We start from the raw sequence: 16,729 nt of genomic DNA on the forward strand, positions 1-16,729 counted from the left end.
TTCATCGGCCGTCGTCCGGGCCCGGGGTGCGCGTCGGCTACCGGCCGTCGCCCGTCCACATGCCGTCGGCCGATGGCCCGCCACCGGCCGTGTTCCCGGCGGGCGTGGGCCGGGCGGGTATGCCGGGCTGTGAGTTGCCCGGCGGCCGGGGCGGCTTCGGCTGCTGCTGGTCCGAGCCCTTCACCGCATACGCCTCCACGCTCCACAGCGAGTAGCCGAAGCGGGTCGCCCGCTTGTCGCCCTGAATGCGGATGTAACGGGTGTTCCCGGCGTCCATGCGCACGGTTTCCCGGCCGCCCTTGCCGTCGCGGACGGTGGCCGCCGTACGCCAGGTGACGCCGTCCGCGGAGACCTGCACGCGGTAGGCGGCGGCGTGCGCCTCCTGCCAGGTGAGGACGAGACGGCCGAGGCGGACCGGGCGCGGCAGTTCGAGCTGGAGCCAGGCGTCGTCCCGGGCGGGGGAGGACCAGCGGGTCTTCGGGTCGCCGTCGGTGGCGGCGGTGGCCGGGAAGTCGGGCGTCTCGTCGCCGGAGGAGGTGGCCGTGGCGCCGCGGGCCAGGTCGGGCCCGGCGGTGGGCGGGTAGGTGCGCAGGGTCAGCGTCCGCTTCTGGTCTCCATAGGTGACCGGGATCTCGTACGTGCCGGACCGCGCGTCCTTGGGGACCGTGATCTCGATACGGGCGGTGGCGGTGCCGCCGCGCGGGGCCGTGACGTGTTCCGGCGCCCGTACGGTGAAGCCCTTGGGGGCCTTGGCGGTGAGCTTGCCCTCCACGTCGGCGGGGCGGCGGGAGAAGATCCGGGCGTCCACGGAGGCGGTGCCGCCGGTGTCGGCGTCGAGCGTGTCCCGGGACAGTTCCAGGCCCGCCGCCGGGGTGTCGGCGAACCACGGGGTGAAGGAGTGCACGGACGGCGGGGCGGTGCCGTCCTTCCAGGCCAGCCGGATCGCGTCGGCCTTCAGACCGCGTGCCTCGGTCTGCGTCCAGCCGGAGTCGGACAGGCCGCCGAGGCGGCGCCAGCCCTCGTCGGGGACGTGCGCCTCCACGGAGACGGCGGCCGAGGACGGGCTCGGCTCGGTGAGCGCGGTGATCGCGGTCAGCGGGCGGGGACGGCCGAACGGGACGGACAGGGAGGCCGGGCCGGCGCCCTCTTCGGGCCGCGGGGTGGTGCCGGGGCGGGCGCTGTTGTCGGAGGCGGCGCCGGTCCAGGCGTCGGACTCGGTCATCGCACGGTCGAGGAAGGGCCCGAGAACGCCCTTTCCGACCGTCGCCGGACTCTTCTTGATCTTCTTGCGGAGGTCCTGCACGGCGCGCTGCGCGGACCACGCGGCGGCGCCGTCCCCGCGGGCCTGCGCCACCAGCATGTCCACGGCGCGCTCGCCCGCCGAGCCGTAGCGGGCCAATTGGCGGGCCCAGGGACGCACTTCGTCGGCCAGGGCGGGGGCGAGCCGCTCCGGGGCGCCGCTCATCGTGTGGAAGGCGGCCCGCAGCCGGGCGGCGGCCTGGGCGTAGCGCTCGTCGTCCTCCCGGTCGCCGCTGTTGGTGGCGGCGGCGCGGGTCTTCCAGAACGTCTCGATCAGCGGCTTCAGATACGCGGACTCGTCGGTGCCGAGGACCGAGGAGGCGTCGTTGCCGGCCAGCGCGTGCAGCGCGGCGCGGGAGGCGGCGTCGCCGCCGGCCAGGTCGTCGACGGCGGCCTGCCAGGACGCGCCGGGCCGGTAGCCGCGCGGGTTCCAGGCGAAGTCGGCGGCGGTGAACAGCGCGATGCGGGACGCCGTGGGCTGCGCCATGGCGTTGGCCAGCAGCGCGTTGGAACCGGTGGCGACGGCGGGTTCGCGGCCCGTGTAGGGGCCGAGGAAGATACGGTCCTGCGCGTAGTCGTTGACCGGATAGTTGTCCATCGTGACGATCGGGTGGCCGAACGCCTGGCGGGCCTTGGCCAGTTCGGCGCCCGTGATGGTGCGCGGGACGACGCCGACGCCGGTCCACGCGACCTCGACCCGGTCGGACAGCGCGGCGGCGAGCGCGTCCCGGTAGGCGGTCGAGCCGTCCTGGTAGTACTCGGTCGGCATGAGGGAGAGCGGCGCCGCGCCGGGGTACTTCTTGGCGAGGTGGTCGGCGAGCGCGTCCGCCACCTTCGCGTGCGCCTTGGCGGCGGCCTCCGGGCCGGAGCCGAAGGTGTCGGCGTCCGCGTCGCAGTGCCACTCGCTGTAGCTGACGTCCTGGAACTGGAGCTGGAAGGCGCGCACCCCCAGCGCCCACATCGCGTCCACCTTGCGGCGCAGCGCCTTGATGTCGTCCTCGGAGGACATGCACATGGCCTGGCCGGGGGAGACGGCCCAGGCGAGCGTCACGTGGTTGGCGCGGGCCCGCTCGGCCAGCGCCCGGAATTCTTCGCGCTGCGCGGCGGGGTAGGGCTCGCGCCAGCGGAACTGGCGGTACGGGTCGTCGCCGGGCGCGTAGAGGTAGCGGTTCTGCTTGGTACGGCCCATGAAGTCGAGCTGGTCCAGGCGCTGCTGCGAGGTCCAGGGCTGGCCGAAGAAGCCCTCGGTCATGCCGCGTACGGCGGTGCCCGGCCAGTCGCGGACGACCGCGGGCGCCAGTTCCTTGCCGCCCTTGCCGTCACTTTCCGAGCCCGCGCCGCCCGCGGAACGGTCCACGACGAGCTGCCGCAGGGTCTGCACGGCGTGGAAGAGGCCGTCCGGGCCGACGCCGTCCAGGGCGACGGTGTCCCGGCCCGCGACCTCGCCGACCGCGAGGCGGTAGCCGCCGGACGGCAGGTCGCCACGGGCGGGTGCGCGCAGGGCCCGCAGCGCGGTCTCCGCGTCCGCGCCGCCGACGCGGAAGACCGGGTCGTCGCCGGGCGGCTTCTGCCCCGGCGCGACGTCGTGGACCGTACGGACCCCGGCGTCGCGCAGCAGGGCGCGCAGCGCTTCCAGGGCGTACGGGTCGGAGTCCGGCGCGGCGACGACGGCGGCCTCGTCGCCCAGCCGTACGGCGGCGCCGCCCGCGCGCATCGACTGCGGGCGCGGCCACACGGCGGGCAACTGCCCGGCGGATGTGGTCCGGCCGTCGTTCTGCCGGGGCAGGTCCGGCGTGCCGACGACCGGGTCGGCGGGCGCCGCGTGGGCGGGGGCGGTGCCGGCGAGCAGCCCGCCGATGACGGCGGCGGCCAGGGCGGTGGCCCCGGCGACGCGCGTACGGGCCCGCGCCCGTACGGAGCCGAGGCGGCCGACGCTGCCGGTGCCGATGCTGGTGGGTCCGGCCGGGTATGTGCGGTCGGCCGGGTGCGGGCGGTTGGTCGGGTACGTACGGTCGGCTGTATATGTGCGGTCGGCCGGGTACGCGCGGTCGGCGCCGTTCGTACGGTGTGCGCCGTCGTCCCCCGCGCCGCCCGGGCGCGTGCCGCCGCTCCCGGTCCCCTCGCCCTGCCTGCCCATCTCTCCGGCGCCCCGAACGCCGTTCCGGACTCGCACGGTCTCTCCTCAGTCCCCGTAATCCTGCACACCGTCCGACCGGTGTCCGCACCGGCCGGCCGCTGCCCGGCCGCCCCGCGGCCGCGCGCCCCTGAGCCGACTCTCGCGGCGGGGCCCTGCACCCCGTGGAACCCCGCCGGACAAGCCTTCGGCAGTGAGCCCACCACTGTGGTGGTGAGGGTGTCAACGGCGGAAGGCGAAGTGCCGGGTATGCCCTGTGTGACCGGCGTGTCGCGGCGTGTCGGCGGAGCGCCGTGGGCCGGGGCCCGGGTGGCGCCCGGGGCGCCCCGCCCCGGCGGCGCGCCCCGCTCGGCCGCCCCGGAGGACTTCCTCCGGAACGCCTCCCCGGTGGGCATCTCTGCGCCGCCACCCGTCCGCCACCGGTAAATCGCCTGCACGAGGGATGTGTGACCTGGGCCACGTTGATTGAATGGGTACGTCTGCGACCGCCCCGAGTGGGTAGGGCAGGTCGTGTCCCACTACCGACGAACGGGAGGCCCTCCGTGGCCGCGTCCGCTCAGCTCCTCCTCGACGCACTGTCGTCCGCCCCCGAGTACCCCGAAGCCCGGCGTGAATCCCCGGGACCGGAGAAAACCGAGCCGGAGAAACCCACCGAGCCGGATCTGTTCGCCGGAGTCTCCGACCCCGACTCCGGCCTGGACGGCTCCGGCTCCCTGTGCTTCTGCGAACCGCCCCTGACCAGCGAGCCCCCGCTCGCCGACGCCGCCCCGCTCACCAGTGAGTCCCCGATCGCCGCCGAGCTTCCGCTGACCAGCGAGCCCACCGCGGCCGGCCTGGGCACGGAGTCCATGGAGGTCTGATGGGCCGACCGCGGCTCGCCGGTCTGCACGGCGTGTGCACGTCCTACGAGCCCGCGCCGGGCCGCACCGTCCACGTCGGTGACGACACGGTCGTCGCCGTCCTCGCCGCCCTCGGGGTCGACGCCTCGACACCGCAGGCCGTACGCGCCGCGCTGGAGGCGTACGAGCACGGCCCCGGCCGCGCCCTGCTCCCGCCCACCGTCGTGGTGCGCCCCGGGCGCATCCCGGAGCTGTCCCGGCTGCCCGAGGGCACCGCCCTGCGGGTGGAGACCGAGTCGGGCGAGGTGCTGGACTGGGGGCCGGACCCCGGCGGCCGTGCGGATTACGCGTACGAGCCGCCTGACCCGGACCACGCGCACGGACCGCCCGGGCAGCGTCACGCGTACGGGCCCGCCGTCCAGGAGTACGCGTACGGGCCCTCCGGCCGGTCCCCGGGCCGCACCGGCGACCGGACGCCCCACCGCGGCCGCGCCGGGGGCCGGACCCGCGCCCGAGGGCCGGACGGTTACGTGGGCCGCCTCCCCCTGGGCGTCCACACCCTGCGGGCCCACACGCCCGACGGCCGCTCCGCCCGCGCGCATCTGGTCGTCGCCCCCGACCGGATGCCCGAACCGCCCGGCCGCACCCACGGCTTCATGGTGCAGCTCTACTCGCTGCTCTCCGGCCGCTCCTGGGGCATGGGGGACCTGGGCGACCTCGCCGACCTGGCCGCCTGGTCCGGGCGCACGCTCGGCACCGGCTTCCTGCAGATCAACCCGCTGCACGCGGCCGTTCCCGGAGCGCCCACCGACCCCTCGCCGTACCGCCCCTCCTCCCGCCGCTTCCCCGATCCCGTCCATCTCCGGATCGAGGACATCCCCGAATACACCCGGCTCGACGGCGCTGCCCGCGGCAAGGTCGACGCACTGCTCGTCCGCGCCCGGAAGCTGCGCGAAGCGGTGCTCCGCGAGGGCGCGCTGATCGACCGGGACGCCGTGTGGGAGCTGAAGAAGGAGGCGCTGGAACTGGTCTGGAGGGTGCCGCTGAGCCCCGGCCGGCGCGCCGCCTACTGCGACTTCCTCGCGGAGCAGGGCGCGACCCTGGAGGACCACGCCACCTGGTGCGCGCTGGCCGAGCGGTACGGTCCCGACTGGCGCGGCTGGCCCACGGGCCTGGACGACCCGCGCTCCGCCCGTACGGCCCGGATGCGCGGCTGCCTGCTGGACCGCATCGACTTCCACAGCCGGCTCGCGTGGTTCACCGACCAGCAGCTCGCCGCCGCCCAGCGCGCCGCCGAGGAGGCCGGGATGGGCATCGGGCTGGTGCACGACCTGGCCGTCGGCGTCCATCCCTCCGGTGCCGACACCTGGGCCCGGCAGGACGCCTTCGCGGCGGGCATGTCCGTCGGCGCGCCGCCCGACGCCTTCAACTCGCGCGGCCAGGACTGGGGCCTGCCGCCCTGGCGGCCGGACGCGCTGGCCGCCCAGGGCTACGCCCCGTACCGCGATCTGCTGGGCGGCATCCTGCGGCATGCCGGCGCGCTGCGCATCGACCATGTCATGGGCCTGTTCCGGCTGTGGTGGGTGCCGGAGGGCCGGCCGCCGACGGAGGGCGCGTACGTGCGCTACGACGCCGAGGCGATGCTCTCCGTCCTGGCCCTGGAGGCGCACCGCGCGGGAGCCGCCGTCATCGGCGAGGACCTGGGGACGGTCGAGCCGGTGGTGCGTACGGAGCTGGCCGAGCGCGGTGTGCTCGGCACGTCCGTGCTGTGGTTCGAGCGCGACTACGCGAAGGAGCCCGCCCGGCCGCTGCCGCCGGAGAGCTGGCGGGCCGGCTGCCTGGCCACGGTCACCACGCACGACCTGCCCAGTACGGCGGCCCGGCTGACCGGCGAGCACACCGAACTGCGCCACGGCCTGGGCCTGCTGGACCGCTCCCTCCAGGAGGAGCGGGCGGCGGAGGCGGTCGAGGTGGGCGAGTGGCTGGCGGTGCTGATACGGCTGGGGCTGCTGCCCGAGGGCCGGGGTGACGAGGAGGCCGCGGTCAAGGCGCTGCACCGCTACCTGCTGCGCACCCCGGCCCGGATGGTCGGGGTGTGGCTGCCGGACGCGGTGGGCGACCGGCGCCCGCAGAACCTCCCGGGGACATGGGATGAATACCCCAACTGGCGCCTGCCGATCACCAATCCGGAAGGGCGCCCGCTGTCGCTGGAGGAGATCGCCGCGTCGCCCCGGCTGCATGCGCTGATGAGCGAACTGCGCGCGATGCCGCGATAGCAGCGGAAGAAGGAGAAGCAGAGGAAGAAGCAGGAGAAGGGGGCGCGGGCGGAGCCGCTCGGCCGGTGACCGGCCGAGCGGCTCCGCCCGCCGCTCTTCCGGTCCACCGGGCCGTACGGCACCATGCCGTGGACGCCGTCCAGACATCCGACCAATTCCGGTCGGGGAGTTGGAGGGAACCATGGCAAGAAGCCGATCCCGCGCCCGCCTCCGCACGGTCCTGGCGCTCGCCGTCGCCGCCGCCCTCACGCCGCCGGTCCCGCTCACGGCCATCGCCGCCGGCCCGTCCGTTCCCGCTCCGGCGCACCGGCCCGCCGCACGCCCCTGCCACACCCCCGTACGCCCCGCTTCCCAGCTGACCGTGGAGCCCTGCGACACCCCGGCCCGGATCATCGAGAAGGCCGCCAACGTCGTGCCGACCGCCGCCCAGCACGCCTGGCAGCAGCGGGAGGTCACCGCGTTCACCCACTTCGGCATGAACACCTTCACCGGCCGCGAGTGGGGCTCCGGCACCGAGGACCCGAAGCGGTTCGCGCCGCCGCGCGTCGACGTCGCCCAGTGGATGCGCGCGTACAAGGCGGCGGGGGCCGAGCAGGTCATGCTGACCGTGAAGCACCACGACGGCTTCGTGCTCTACCCCAGCCGCTACACCCCGCACTCCGTCCTCGCCGCGCCCGGGAAGCCGGACGTCGTCGGCGCGTACGTACGGGCCGCCCGCGCGGCCGGGCTCAAGGTGGGCCTGTACCTCTCCCCGTCGGACGGCGCCGAGCTGCCGCACGCCTGGCACGCGCGCTGGGTCGAGGAGATCCGGCGCAAGCAGGCCGAGGGCGGGCCGCTGAGCCTGCCCGAGCGGGTCGCCCTGGAGGACCGCGGCCGGGCACCCGCCGGTCTGGGCCGCTTCGGCAACGGCAGCCCCGTCACCGAGCGCACCATCCCGACCCTCGTCCCCGGCGACGACCGCGCCGACGCCGTACGCCGCGGGCGGCTGCCCTCCTTCACCGTCCGCGCCGACGACTACGACGCGTACTACCTCAACCAGGTCTACGAACTGCTCACCCAGTACGGTCCGGTCGAGGAACTGTGGCTGGACGGCGCGAACCCGTGGGCGGACGCCGGGATCACGCAGCCGTACCGCGTACGCCAGTGGTTCGAGACCGTCCGCCGCCTCTCGCCGCGCACCGTCGTCTTCCAGGGGCCGCAGGGCGTGCGCTGGGTCGGCAACGAGAAGGGGGTCGCGCGCGAGACGGAGTGGAGCGTCACCCCGTCCGCCGTCGACCCCTGGTCGGTGCTCTCCGGCGGCCTGCCGAACGACTCCACCGACGCCGACATCGGCTCCCGCGCCAAACTGCTGGCCCCCACCACCAAGTACCTCCAGTGGTACCCGGCGGAGGCGGACGTCTCGATCCGTCCCGGCTGGTTCCACCATCCATGGGAGCGGCCCAAGACGCCCGGACAGCTGCTGGACCTGTACGAGAAGAGCGTGGGCCGCAACGCGTCGCTGCTGCTCAACGTGCCGCCGGGGCGTGACGGCCGGATCGGCGCGGCCGACACCGCCTCGCTCACCGCCTTCGGGCGGGCCGTGCGGGAGACGTACGGCCGCGATCTGCTGGCGGGCGGCCGGGCCTCGGGCGCGGTCACCTTCGACCGGGTCGGGATCGGCGAGGACCTGCGCCACGGGCAGCGGGTGGAACGGTTCGCCGTCGAGGCGCGGACCGGCGGGACGTGGCGGCGGATCGCCGCGGGGACGACGGCCGGCCACCGGCGCATCCTGGCGCTGCCCGCGCCGGTGACCGCCGACGCCGTACGCGTACGGGTCCTGGCGGCCCGCGCCACCCCGCATCTGAAGCCGGTGACCGCGCATCTGGCCGGGTGGTGACGGGGCGGTGACCGGGCCGCTGCCGGATCCCTGCCGGACCCGCGGCCGGACCCGCTGCCGGACCCCGTCGGACCCGCGGCCGGGCGGTGATCCGGCGCGCGGCGGTCCCGGCACGGCCCTGAACACCCCCTGAACCCTCCCCGACCGGCCCGGTCAGCCGTTAGGCCACCCCGGGCGCGCGAGGGTGAACGGCGTCCGATACGTTGACCTCGTGAGCAATCTGGTCAAGAAGAACGCCCTGCGCGCCGGAACCGTCACGGCCGGCACCGCCCTGCTGCTGCTGATGTCGTCCCCCGCGTTCGCGCTCACCCGCGACGATGGTGACGACCCGGGCCCGGGCCTGAGCGTCGCCCAGACGCTCGGCCTCTACGTGGCCGCTCCCATCGTCCTCTTCCTGGTCATCGCCGGTCTGGTCATGATCGGCGACAAGTCCCGCAAGCAGCCCAAGGCCTGACCCGGGGCTCACTTCCGCACCTCTTCGAGGGCGTCCGCAGGTTCGCGAGAACCGGCGGGCGCCCTTTTCGCGTTGTGCGCGGGCGGGCGCGCGGTGCGGCCGGGCGCGTGCGGAAGGCGGGATTCCACCCGGGGGCCGGTACTCACACGGACCTAACCTACGATGGCGTAACCTACGGGCCCGTAGGTAACCCCGTCCCCAGGAGTCCCCGTGACCATCGCCCCCGACCGCCACGCCCAGGAGCGCGGCCAGGCCGCATGGAGTGACACCCGGCTGCTGTTCGCGCTCGAAGAGGTCGTCGAGAAGGAGCTCAACCGGCATCTGAAGGCGGCCAAGGACTGGATGCCCCACGAATACGTGCCCTGGAGCGACGGCCGGAACTTCGACGGCGTCATGGGCGGCGAGCCCTGGGCGCCCGAGCAGTCCAAGGTCACCGACATAGGCCGGATCGCGCTGGTGGTCAACCTGCTGACCGAGGACAACCTGCCCAGCTACCACCACGAGATCGCCAGCCTCTTCGGGCGCGACGGCGCCTGGGGGACCTGGGTGCACCGCTGGACGGCGGAGGAGGGCCGGCACGGCATCGTCATGCGTGACTACCTGCTCACCAGCCGGGCCGTCGACCCGGTCGAGCTGGAGAACTTCCGCATGGCGCACATGTCGGCCGGGTTCGAGTCCGACAACGCGCACAGCATGCTGCACTCGGTCGCGTACGTCGCCTTCCAGGAGCTGGCGACCCGCATCTCGCACCGCAACACCGGCCACCACTCCGGCGACCCGGTCTGCGACCGGATGCTGGCCCGCATCGCCACCGACGAGAACCTCCACATGGTCTTCTACCGGAACCTGCTCGCCGCCGCGTTCGAGCTGGCCCCCGACCAGACCATGTGCGCCGTACGGGACGTGGTCACCGGCTTCCGCATGCCGGGCCACGGCATGCCCGGCTTCGAGCGCGCCGCGGCCCGGATGGCGATCGGCGGCATCTACAACCTGCGCATCCACCACGACGACGTGCTCCAGCCGGTGCTGCGCTACCTGAAGGTCCTGGAGATCGGCGGCCTGGGCCCGGCCGGGCTGCGGGCCCAGGAGGAACTGGGGCTGTTCATGGGCGGGCTGGACGACCAGGCCCGCAAGTTCGACGAGCGGCTGGCGGCCCGGGAGGCCCGCCGGGCGGCGCGGGGGTAACGGGCCGGGAGGCGGGACGGGCGGCGCGGGCGGGGGAGACCCCCCTTCCCGCCTGCGTACGCTGCCCGCATGGCCGACTGGGACATCAAGAAGCTGCGCATCCTGCGCACCCTCCACGAGCTGGGCACGGTCACCGCCGCCGCCGAGGCGCTGCACCTGACGCCGTCGGCGGTTTCGCAGCAGCTGACCGCGCTGGCCAGGCAGCTCGGGGTGACGCTCCTGGAGGCGCACGGCCGGCGCGTACGCCTGACGGACGCCGCGCACCTCGTCCTGCGGCACGCCGATGCCGTCTTCGCGCAACTGGAGCGCGCGGACGCGGAGTTGCTCGGCTACCTCCAGGGCGAGGCGGGCGAGGTGCGGGTCGGCGCGTTCTCCACGTCGATCCCCGCGCTGGTCGTCCCCGCCGTACGGGAGCTGCGCCACTCGCATCCGGGGCTGCACGTGTCCGTACGGGAGGCGGAGGCGGCCGAGGCGTACGAACTGCTCGCCGAGGGCAGCGTCGACCTCGCCCTCTCGCTCGCCGCGCACGCGCCGACGCCGCGCGACCCCAAGTTCACCCGCATCTCGCTGCTCGCCGACCCGCTGGACGTGGCGCTGCCCGCCGGGCACCCGCTGGCCGGCGAGCCCGGGCTGCGGCTGGCCGACCTGGCGGACGAGCGGTGGATCTACGGGAGCAGCGGCCCCTGGTCGCAGATCACCACCACCGCGTGCGAGCACGCCGGTTTCGTGCCGGAACAGGCGCACGCCGCCGCCGACTGGGACGCGATCCTGGCCATGGTGGGCGCGGGCATGGGGGTGGCGCTGGTGCCGCGGATGGCGATGTCCGGGGCGCGGGGCCGGTCCGGGCCGGACCGCGGCGACGGCCCCGTACAGGGAACGGCGGTGGCGGTACGGGTGCTCCGCGCCGACCAGCCGCGGCGGCACGTCGTGGCGGCCGTACGCCGCGGGGCGGAGGAGGCGCCGGGGCTGGCGCGCGTCCTGGCCGGGCTGAAGGAGGTGGCGGAGGGGCCGGCCGTAGGGCCGGAAGCGGGCGGCGGTCGATGACCGAAGCGCGCGTTCATTCAGCTCACCTGAACATAACATCCAGAAACTTTCGATAGACCTGGAGTAAACGATCCTGCGAAGGTCGAAGAGTCCGCGTCACCCCCTCACCGAAGGGCAGAGATGACCACCACTCCGGCCGCCGCATCCGCCACCGACCCGCACGCCAACGACGCCGCCCCGTACGGCGGCGGTGACCCGTACGCGGACTACCGCGGCGGGGACTTCCCCTTCACCTCGCTCGTCGACCTCGCCGACCGCCGCCTCGGCGCCGGTGTCATCGCCGCGAACGACGAGTTCTTCGCCGAGCGCGAGAACCTGCTGACGCCCGGCCCCGCGGTCTTCGACCCCGAGCGCTTCGGCCACAAGGGCAAGATCATGGACGGCTGGGAGACCCGGCGGCGGCGCGGGGCCGACGGCGCCCACCCCTTCCCCGCCGACGATGAGCACGACTGGGCGCTGATCCGCCTCGCCGCCCCCGGCGTCGTCCGGGGCGTCATCGTCGACACCGCCCACTTCCGCGGAAACTACCCGCAGCAAATCACCGTCGAGGCCACCTCCGTCCCCGGCAGCCCGGCCCCCGAGGACCTGCTCGCCGCCGACGTGAAGTGGGAGGAGATCGTCCCCCGTACGCCGGTCCGCGGCCACGCCGCCAACGGCTTCGCAGTGACGGCCGAGCGCCGCTTCACCCACCTGCGCCTCAAGCAGCACCCCGACGGCGGCATCGCCCGGCTGCGGGTCCACGGCGAGGTCGTGCCCGACCCGGCGTGGCTGGACGTGCTCGGCACCGTCGACCTGGCGTCCGTCCTGCACGGCGGCGTCGTCGAGGACGCCTCCGACCGCTTCTACTCCTCGCCCACCCAGATCATCCGCCCCGACCTCTCCCGCAAGATGGACGACGGCTGGGAGAACCGCCGCCGCCGGGTGCGCGACACCAACGACTGGGTACGCTTCCGCCTCGCCGCGCAGGGCGAGATACGCGCCGTCGAGATCGACACCGCGTACCTGAAGGGCAACGCGGCGGGCTGGGCGGCCCTGTACGGATGCGACGCGGAGACCGCCGACCCGTCCGACGACGCGTCCTGGTTCGAGATCCTGCCGCGGACCGGGCTCCAGCCCGACACCCCGCACCGCTTCGTGCTTCCGCGCCCGGTGACCGCCACCCACGTACGGCTGGACGTCTTCCCCGACGGCGGCGTGGCCCGCATGCGCCTGCACGGCGACCTCACCGACGAGGGCCGCGCCGGCCTGGTCCGCCGCTTCGACGCACTGGGCGGCTGACCCGCCGCACGGCACCGGGCCCGGCGGGAGGGGAGCCGGGCCCCTGTTCGTGGCACGCGGTGCCATGGGTAGAGGTCGCTGGACAGTGACTATGCGCCAGGGAAGCTGAGCGCCCGTAGATTGAACCGGCTCCGGTAGCGGCACTTGTCGACAGATTTCTATATCAACGTGCGCAATACGAAAGACAATTTGAGGGAAATTTGAGCATCTTAAACCGTCGAACCTGGGGCGCTGAAATAGTCCTGGGTTTGATGGGGTGAAGTGTTTGGCGTCACTTCGTCGCGGATTTGCGGCGTTGCGACACTATCCTTGGGCCCGGCCGTCGGCCGGCTGCCGCAGGTGTGTCCTGTACATGCCCGTGGCGGGACGACGGCCAGCTCAGGACGTGGTCTCCGCGTCCGGCGAGAGCCGCCGCCCCTGTTCCAACGGCCAAGGTAGGGAGGGGGCGGCGGTTTCCTGATCGGTCTTTCGCGGGCCGGACCGGATGCCGTCCGGGCTCCCGTGGCCGGATAATTCTTTGCAAGGGTGATCCTTTTTCGGCGTGAACCACTAGTCACCGGTGGTTGCGTGAGAGCCTGTCATGGCGTCGGCGTATGCGATGCCCGGAGGCCTTGTCGGCCGCTTCCACCCCGGTCCGACCGGCGAGCACCGCGCGGCACGGGAGCGGCGTGGGTGGGGCGCGGCGGAAGAGGTTCACTGGTGAACCAGTCGTCCGTATCGAGCGGTCGGTTCACGAACAGGAAGCTGCAACGATCATGAAAGGGCCCTGCGGCCAGTGGGCTTGGTCTTGTCGCGTTGGTCACACACGTAACGCGCACCTCATGACCGAACGTTACGTACTCGTTGCACGGGGTGGCCGAATCGGTCGTGCGCTGGGGTGCCGCGGCCCGGACTCCCGAAGGGTCGACCCGCTACCCGTGAGTAGAAAGAGGGGTGTCCATGGTCTTTGAGTTGAATGGGCGTCATATGTCCGGCCAAGGGGTCCGCAGCATACTCCGGCCCGCTGACAACCAGCCGGCCCGGCCCGGTCCCAAGGTCACCGGATTCGGTTGCCAGCGCGGGCCCCGGCACCCTTAATGGTCTGGACGCATGCAGCGGGGGAGCAGCGTTCACTCCGTCCGCGCCTTCCCTACTTGGCCGTTGGAAAAGGCGTGGCACGGGTTTCTCGCCCAAGGGAGCCGACAACGAAGTCGGCCGGACCACAGGAGACACCTTGATGAACGAACCGACCTCCAACCGGCACCAGGGCTCTTGGGCCGCCGGTGACGTCGGCAGCACCACGGGCAGCGCCGGACACACCCCCTCCGGACCGCCCCTCGGCCTCTCTCCGGCAGCCGGCGTCCCGGTCACCCCCGCGGACGTCTCCGGCCCCCGGCAAGGCCACCGCAGGCGCCTGGAGATGTACCTGGACGGCCACTTCGAACTGAGCCTTTACGTCTCCCCGCGGCTGCTCCGCTGGTTGAGCAGCGGCATCGTCGCCGTGGCGGCGGGCGCCACCTGGTACCTGAACAACCACTGAGCGACCGCCGGTACGACGGCACTTGGTGCCACTCCGGCCGGCGATGGTCATGAACGGCGAAGCGCCCCGGGCCTGATCGGCCCGGGGCGCTTTCCCGTATCTCAGTGAGGCGCGGCCTACGCGGTCGCCTCGTCCGCCCGCTGTGCCTTCAGCGCGCGCTCGATGCCGGAGCGGGACTCCGAGACCAGGCGGCGCAGGGCGGCGCTCGGCTCGGCCGCGGCGAGCCAGGTGTCCGTGGCGTCCAGGGTCTCCTGGGAGACCTGGAGGGCCGGGTACAGGCCGACCGCGATCTGCTGCGCCATCTCGTGGCTGCGGCTGTCCCACACGCCCTTGACCGCGGCGAAGTACTTCTCCACGTAGGGGGCCAGCAGTTCGCGCTGGTCGGTCTGGACGAAGCCGCTGATGACGGCTTCCTGGACCGCGTTGGGGAGCTTGTCGCTCTCCACGACCGAGGCCCACGCCTCGGCCTTCGCCTCGGCGGTCGGCCGGGACGCCCGTGCCGCCGCGGCGTGCCGCTCGCCCGCCGAGGTGCGGTCGCGCTGCAGCTCCGCCTCGATGGCCTTCTCGTCGGCGCGGCCGGTCGCGGCCAGCCGCTCGACCAGCGCCCAGCGCAGCTCGGTGTCCACCGCCAGGCCCGGGATCTCCTGCGTGCCGTCGAGCAGGCCCTGGAGCAGGTCCAGCTGCGCGTCCGTACGGGCCGCGGCGGCGAACGCGCGGGCCCAGGCCAGCTGGTGGTCGCTGCCGGGGGCGGCGGCCCGCAGCTGCTCCAGCGTCGCCTCGGTCCACTTGGCCAGGCCGGTCTCGCGCCAGGCCGGGGCCGCGTACAGGTCCAGCGCCAGCTTCACCTGACGGTGCAGGGACTGGACGACGCCGATGTCGGACTCCTTGGTGATGCCCGACAGCACCAGGTCCAGGTAGTCGCGGGTGGGCAGCTCGCCGTCACGCGTCATGTCCCAGGCCGAGGCCCAGCACAGCGCGCGCGGCAGCGACTCGGTGAAGTCGCCCAGGTGCTCGGTGACGACGCGCAGCGAGTCCTCGTCCAGGCGGACCTTGGCGTAGGACAGGTCGTCGTCGTTGAGGAGGATGACGTCCGGGCGCCGGGTGCCCGCCGGGAACGGCACCTCGGTGCGCTCGCCGTCCACGTCCAGTTCGATCCGGTCCGTACGGACGAGCTTGCCGTCCTTCAGGTCGTAGCAGCCGATCGCGATGCGGTGCGGGCGCAGCACCGGCTCGCCCTTGGCGCCGGCCGGCAGTGCCGGGGCCTCCTGGCGTACGGCGAAGGAGGTGACCGTGCCGTCCTCGGCGACCGTCAGCTCCGGGCGCAGGACGTTGATGCCGGCGGTCTCCAGCCACGCCTTCGACCAGGTCTTCAGGTCCCGGCCACTGGTCTCCTCCAGCGCGCCGAGCAGGTCGGACAGCCGGGTGTTCTTGAAGGCGTGCGCCTTGAAGTACGCCTGGACGCCCTGGAAGAACTCGTCCATGCCGACGTAGGCGACGAGCTGCTTGAGGACGGACGCGCCCTTGGCGTACGTGATGCCGTCGAAGTTGACGAGCACGTCGTCCAGGTCGCGGATCTCGGCCATGATCGGGTGGGTGGAGGGCAGCTGGTCCTGCCGGTACGCCCAGGTCTTCATCGAGTTCGCGAAGGTGGTCCAGGCGTGCGGCCAGCGGCTGCCCGGCGCGTGCGCCTGGCAGGCGATGGAGGTGTAGGTGGCGAACGACTCGTTCAGCCACAGGTCGTTCCACCACTCCATGGTGACCAGGTCGCCGAACCACATGTGCGCCAGCTCGTGCAGGATGGTCTCGGCCCGCGTCTCGTACGCGGCGTCCGTCACCTTCGAGCGGAAGACGTACTGGTCGCGGATGGTCACCGCGCCCGCGTTCTCCATCGCGCCGGCGTTGAACTCCGGCACGAAGAGCTGGTCGTACTTGGCGAACGGGTACGCGTAGTCGAACTTCTCCTCGAACCAGTCGAAGCCCTGCCGGGTGACCTCGAAGATCGCGTCCGCGTCCAGGTGCTCGGCCAGCGACGGACGGCAGTAGATGCCCAGCGGCACGGACCGGCCGTCGCCCTCCCAGGTGCTGTGCACGCTGTGGTACGGGCCGGCGATCAGCGCGGTGATGTACGTGGAGATCCGCGGCGTCGTCTCGAACCGCCACACGTTGTCCACCGGCTCCGGCGCCGGCGAGTTGGAGATCACCTTCCAGCCCTCGGGGGCCTTGACGGTGAAGGTGAACGTCGCCTTCAGGTCCGGCTGCTCGAAGCTGGCGAACACCCGGCGGGCGTCCGGCACCTCGAACTGCGTGTAGAGGTACGCCTGCTGGTCGACCGGGTCGACGAACCGGTGCAGGCCCTCACCGGTGTTGGTGTACGCGCAGTCCGCGACGACCGTCAGCTCGTTGCGGCCCTCGCGCAGGCCCGGCAGCGCGATCCGCGAGTCCGCGAACACCGTGCCCGGGTCCAGGCTCTCGCCGTTCAGCACCACCTCGTGCACGGTCGGCGCCACCAGGTCGATGAACGATTCCGCACCCGCCTCGGCGGCGTCGAACCGCACCGTGGTCACCGACCGGTAGGTGCCGCCCTCACCGGCGTCCTGCGCCCCGGAGAGGTCCAGATCGATCTCGTACGCGTCCACACTCAGCAGCCGCGCCCGCTGCTGCGCCTCGTCGCGGGTCAGATTCGTGCCAGGCACCCGTTCATCTCCTTCGCTTCGGACTTTGGGCCATCCTTCCACGGAGCTCCCGACCACTCGGTCGGGGGCATCCGGGGAATTCCGGCCCGGCCGGCCCGTCCCTGTCCCTACGCTCCGCGGCAGGGAGGCAAC

At 73.3% G+C, this 16,729-nt stretch carries 10 protein-coding genes; 8 read left to right on the forward strand and 2 right to left on the reverse strand.

All coding sequences use genetic code 11. The features are described 5' to 3' along the window. Positions 1-37: 37 nt before the first annotated feature. Positions 38-3,436: a glycoside hydrolase family 84 protein gene (locus tag CP973_RS07735; protein ID WP_425281994.1), complete on the reverse strand. Its 3,399-nt coding sequence runs from the start codon at positions 3,434-3,436 to the stop codon at positions 38-40. Positions 3,437-3,975: 539 nt separating this feature from the next. Between CP973_RS07735 and CP973_RS07740 the strand changes: the two genes are divergently transcribed. The 8 genes from CP973_RS07740 (at position 3,976) to CP973_RS07775 (ending at position 13,904) form a co-directional block, all read left to right on the forward strand. After that, positions 3,976-4,293 carry a hypothetical protein gene (locus tag CP973_RS07740; RefSeq protein ID WP_150238753.1) on the forward strand — a complete coding sequence of 106 codons (318 nt, stop codon included), beginning with the start codon at positions 3,976-3,978 and terminating at the stop codon, positions 4,291-4,293. After that, positions 4,293-6,548, forward strand: coding sequence for a 4-alpha-glucanotransferase (malQ, locus tag CP973_RS07745; protein WP_150238755.1), 2,256 nt, complete (start codon positions 4,293-4,295; stop codon positions 6,546-6,548). The genes CP973_RS07740 and malQ overlap by 1 nt, the downstream gene beginning before the upstream one ends. Before the next feature lie 181 nt (positions 6,549-6,729). Beyond that, on the forward strand, positions 6,730-8,424 hold the full coding sequence (locus tag CP973_RS07750; RefSeq protein WP_150238757.1) for an alpha-L-fucosidase: 1,695 nt from the start codon (positions 6,730-6,732) through the stop codon (positions 8,422-8,424). Between the two features lie 211 nt (positions 8,425-8,635). Further along, positions 8,636-8,878 carry a hypothetical protein gene (locus CP973_RS07755; RefSeq protein ID WP_150238759.1) on the forward strand — a complete coding sequence of 81 codons (243 nt, stop codon included), beginning with the start codon at positions 8,636-8,638 and terminating at the stop codon, positions 8,876-8,878. 210 nt (positions 8,879-9,088) lie between these two features. Beyond that, on the forward strand, positions 9,089-10,063 hold the full coding sequence (locus tag CP973_RS07760; RefSeq protein WP_150238761.1) for an acyl-ACP desaturase: 975 nt from the start codon (positions 9,089-9,091) through the stop codon (positions 10,061-10,063). A 69-nt stretch (positions 10,064-10,132) separates the two neighbouring features. Continuing rightward, complete coding sequence (locus tag CP973_RS07765; RefSeq protein WP_150238763.1) at positions 10,133-11,107, forward strand: LysR family transcriptional regulator; 975 nt, start codon at positions 10,133-10,135, stop codon at positions 11,105-11,107. A 120-nt stretch (positions 11,108-11,227) separates the two neighbouring features. Further along, positions 11,228-12,385 (forward strand): allantoicase, encoded by a 1,158-nt coding sequence (gene alc, locus CP973_RS07770; protein ID WP_150238765.1) that lies wholly within the window; start codon positions 11,228-11,230, stop codon positions 12,383-12,385. Between the two features lie 1,216 nt (positions 12,386-13,601). Further along, positions 13,602-13,904, forward strand: a complete 303-nt coding sequence (locus tag CP973_RS07775) for a hypothetical protein (protein WP_150238768.1) — start codon at positions 13,602-13,604, stop codon at positions 13,902-13,904. A 116-nt stretch (positions 13,905-14,020) separates the two neighbouring features. On the opposite strand, the gene pepN is transcribed toward CP973_RS07775, so the two are convergent. Then, entirely contained in the window at positions 14,021-16,597 is a 2,577-nt protein-coding gene (pepN, locus tag CP973_RS07780; RefSeq protein WP_150238770.1) for an aminopeptidase N, read from the reverse strand. Positions 16,598-16,729: the final 132 nt, after the last annotated feature.

Source organism: Streptomyces albofaciens JCM 4342, from assembly GCF_008634025.1.
Classification (GTDB): domain Bacteria; phylum Actinomycetota; class Actinomycetes; order Streptomycetales; family Streptomycetaceae; genus Streptomyces; species Streptomyces albofaciens.

Bases quoted from the DNA above. Each gene is read 5' to 3' on its own strand.
- alc (WP_150238765.1), top strand. From the start codon at position 11,228: ATGACCACCACTCCGGCCGCCGCATCCGCCACCGACCCGCACGCCAAC.
- CP973_RS07765 (WP_150238763.1), top strand. From the start codon at position 10,133: ATGGCCGACTGGGACATCAAGAAGCTGCGCATCCTGCGCACCCTCCAC.
- CP973_RS07775 (WP_150238768.1), top strand. From the start codon at position 13,602: ATGAACGAACCGACCTCCAACCGGCACCAGGGCTCTTGGGCCGCCGGT.
- CP973_RS07750 (WP_150238757.1), top strand. From the start codon at position 6,730: ATGGCAAGAAGCCGATCCCGCGCCCGCCTCCGCACGGTCCTGGCGCTC.
- malQ (WP_150238755.1), top strand. From the start codon at position 4,293: ATGGGCCGACCGCGGCTCGCCGGTCTGCACGGCGTGTGCACGTCCTAC.
- CP973_RS07735 (WP_425281994.1), bottom strand. From the start codon at position 3,436: ATGGGCAGGCAGGGCGAGGGGACCGGGAGCGGCGGCACGCGCCCGGGC.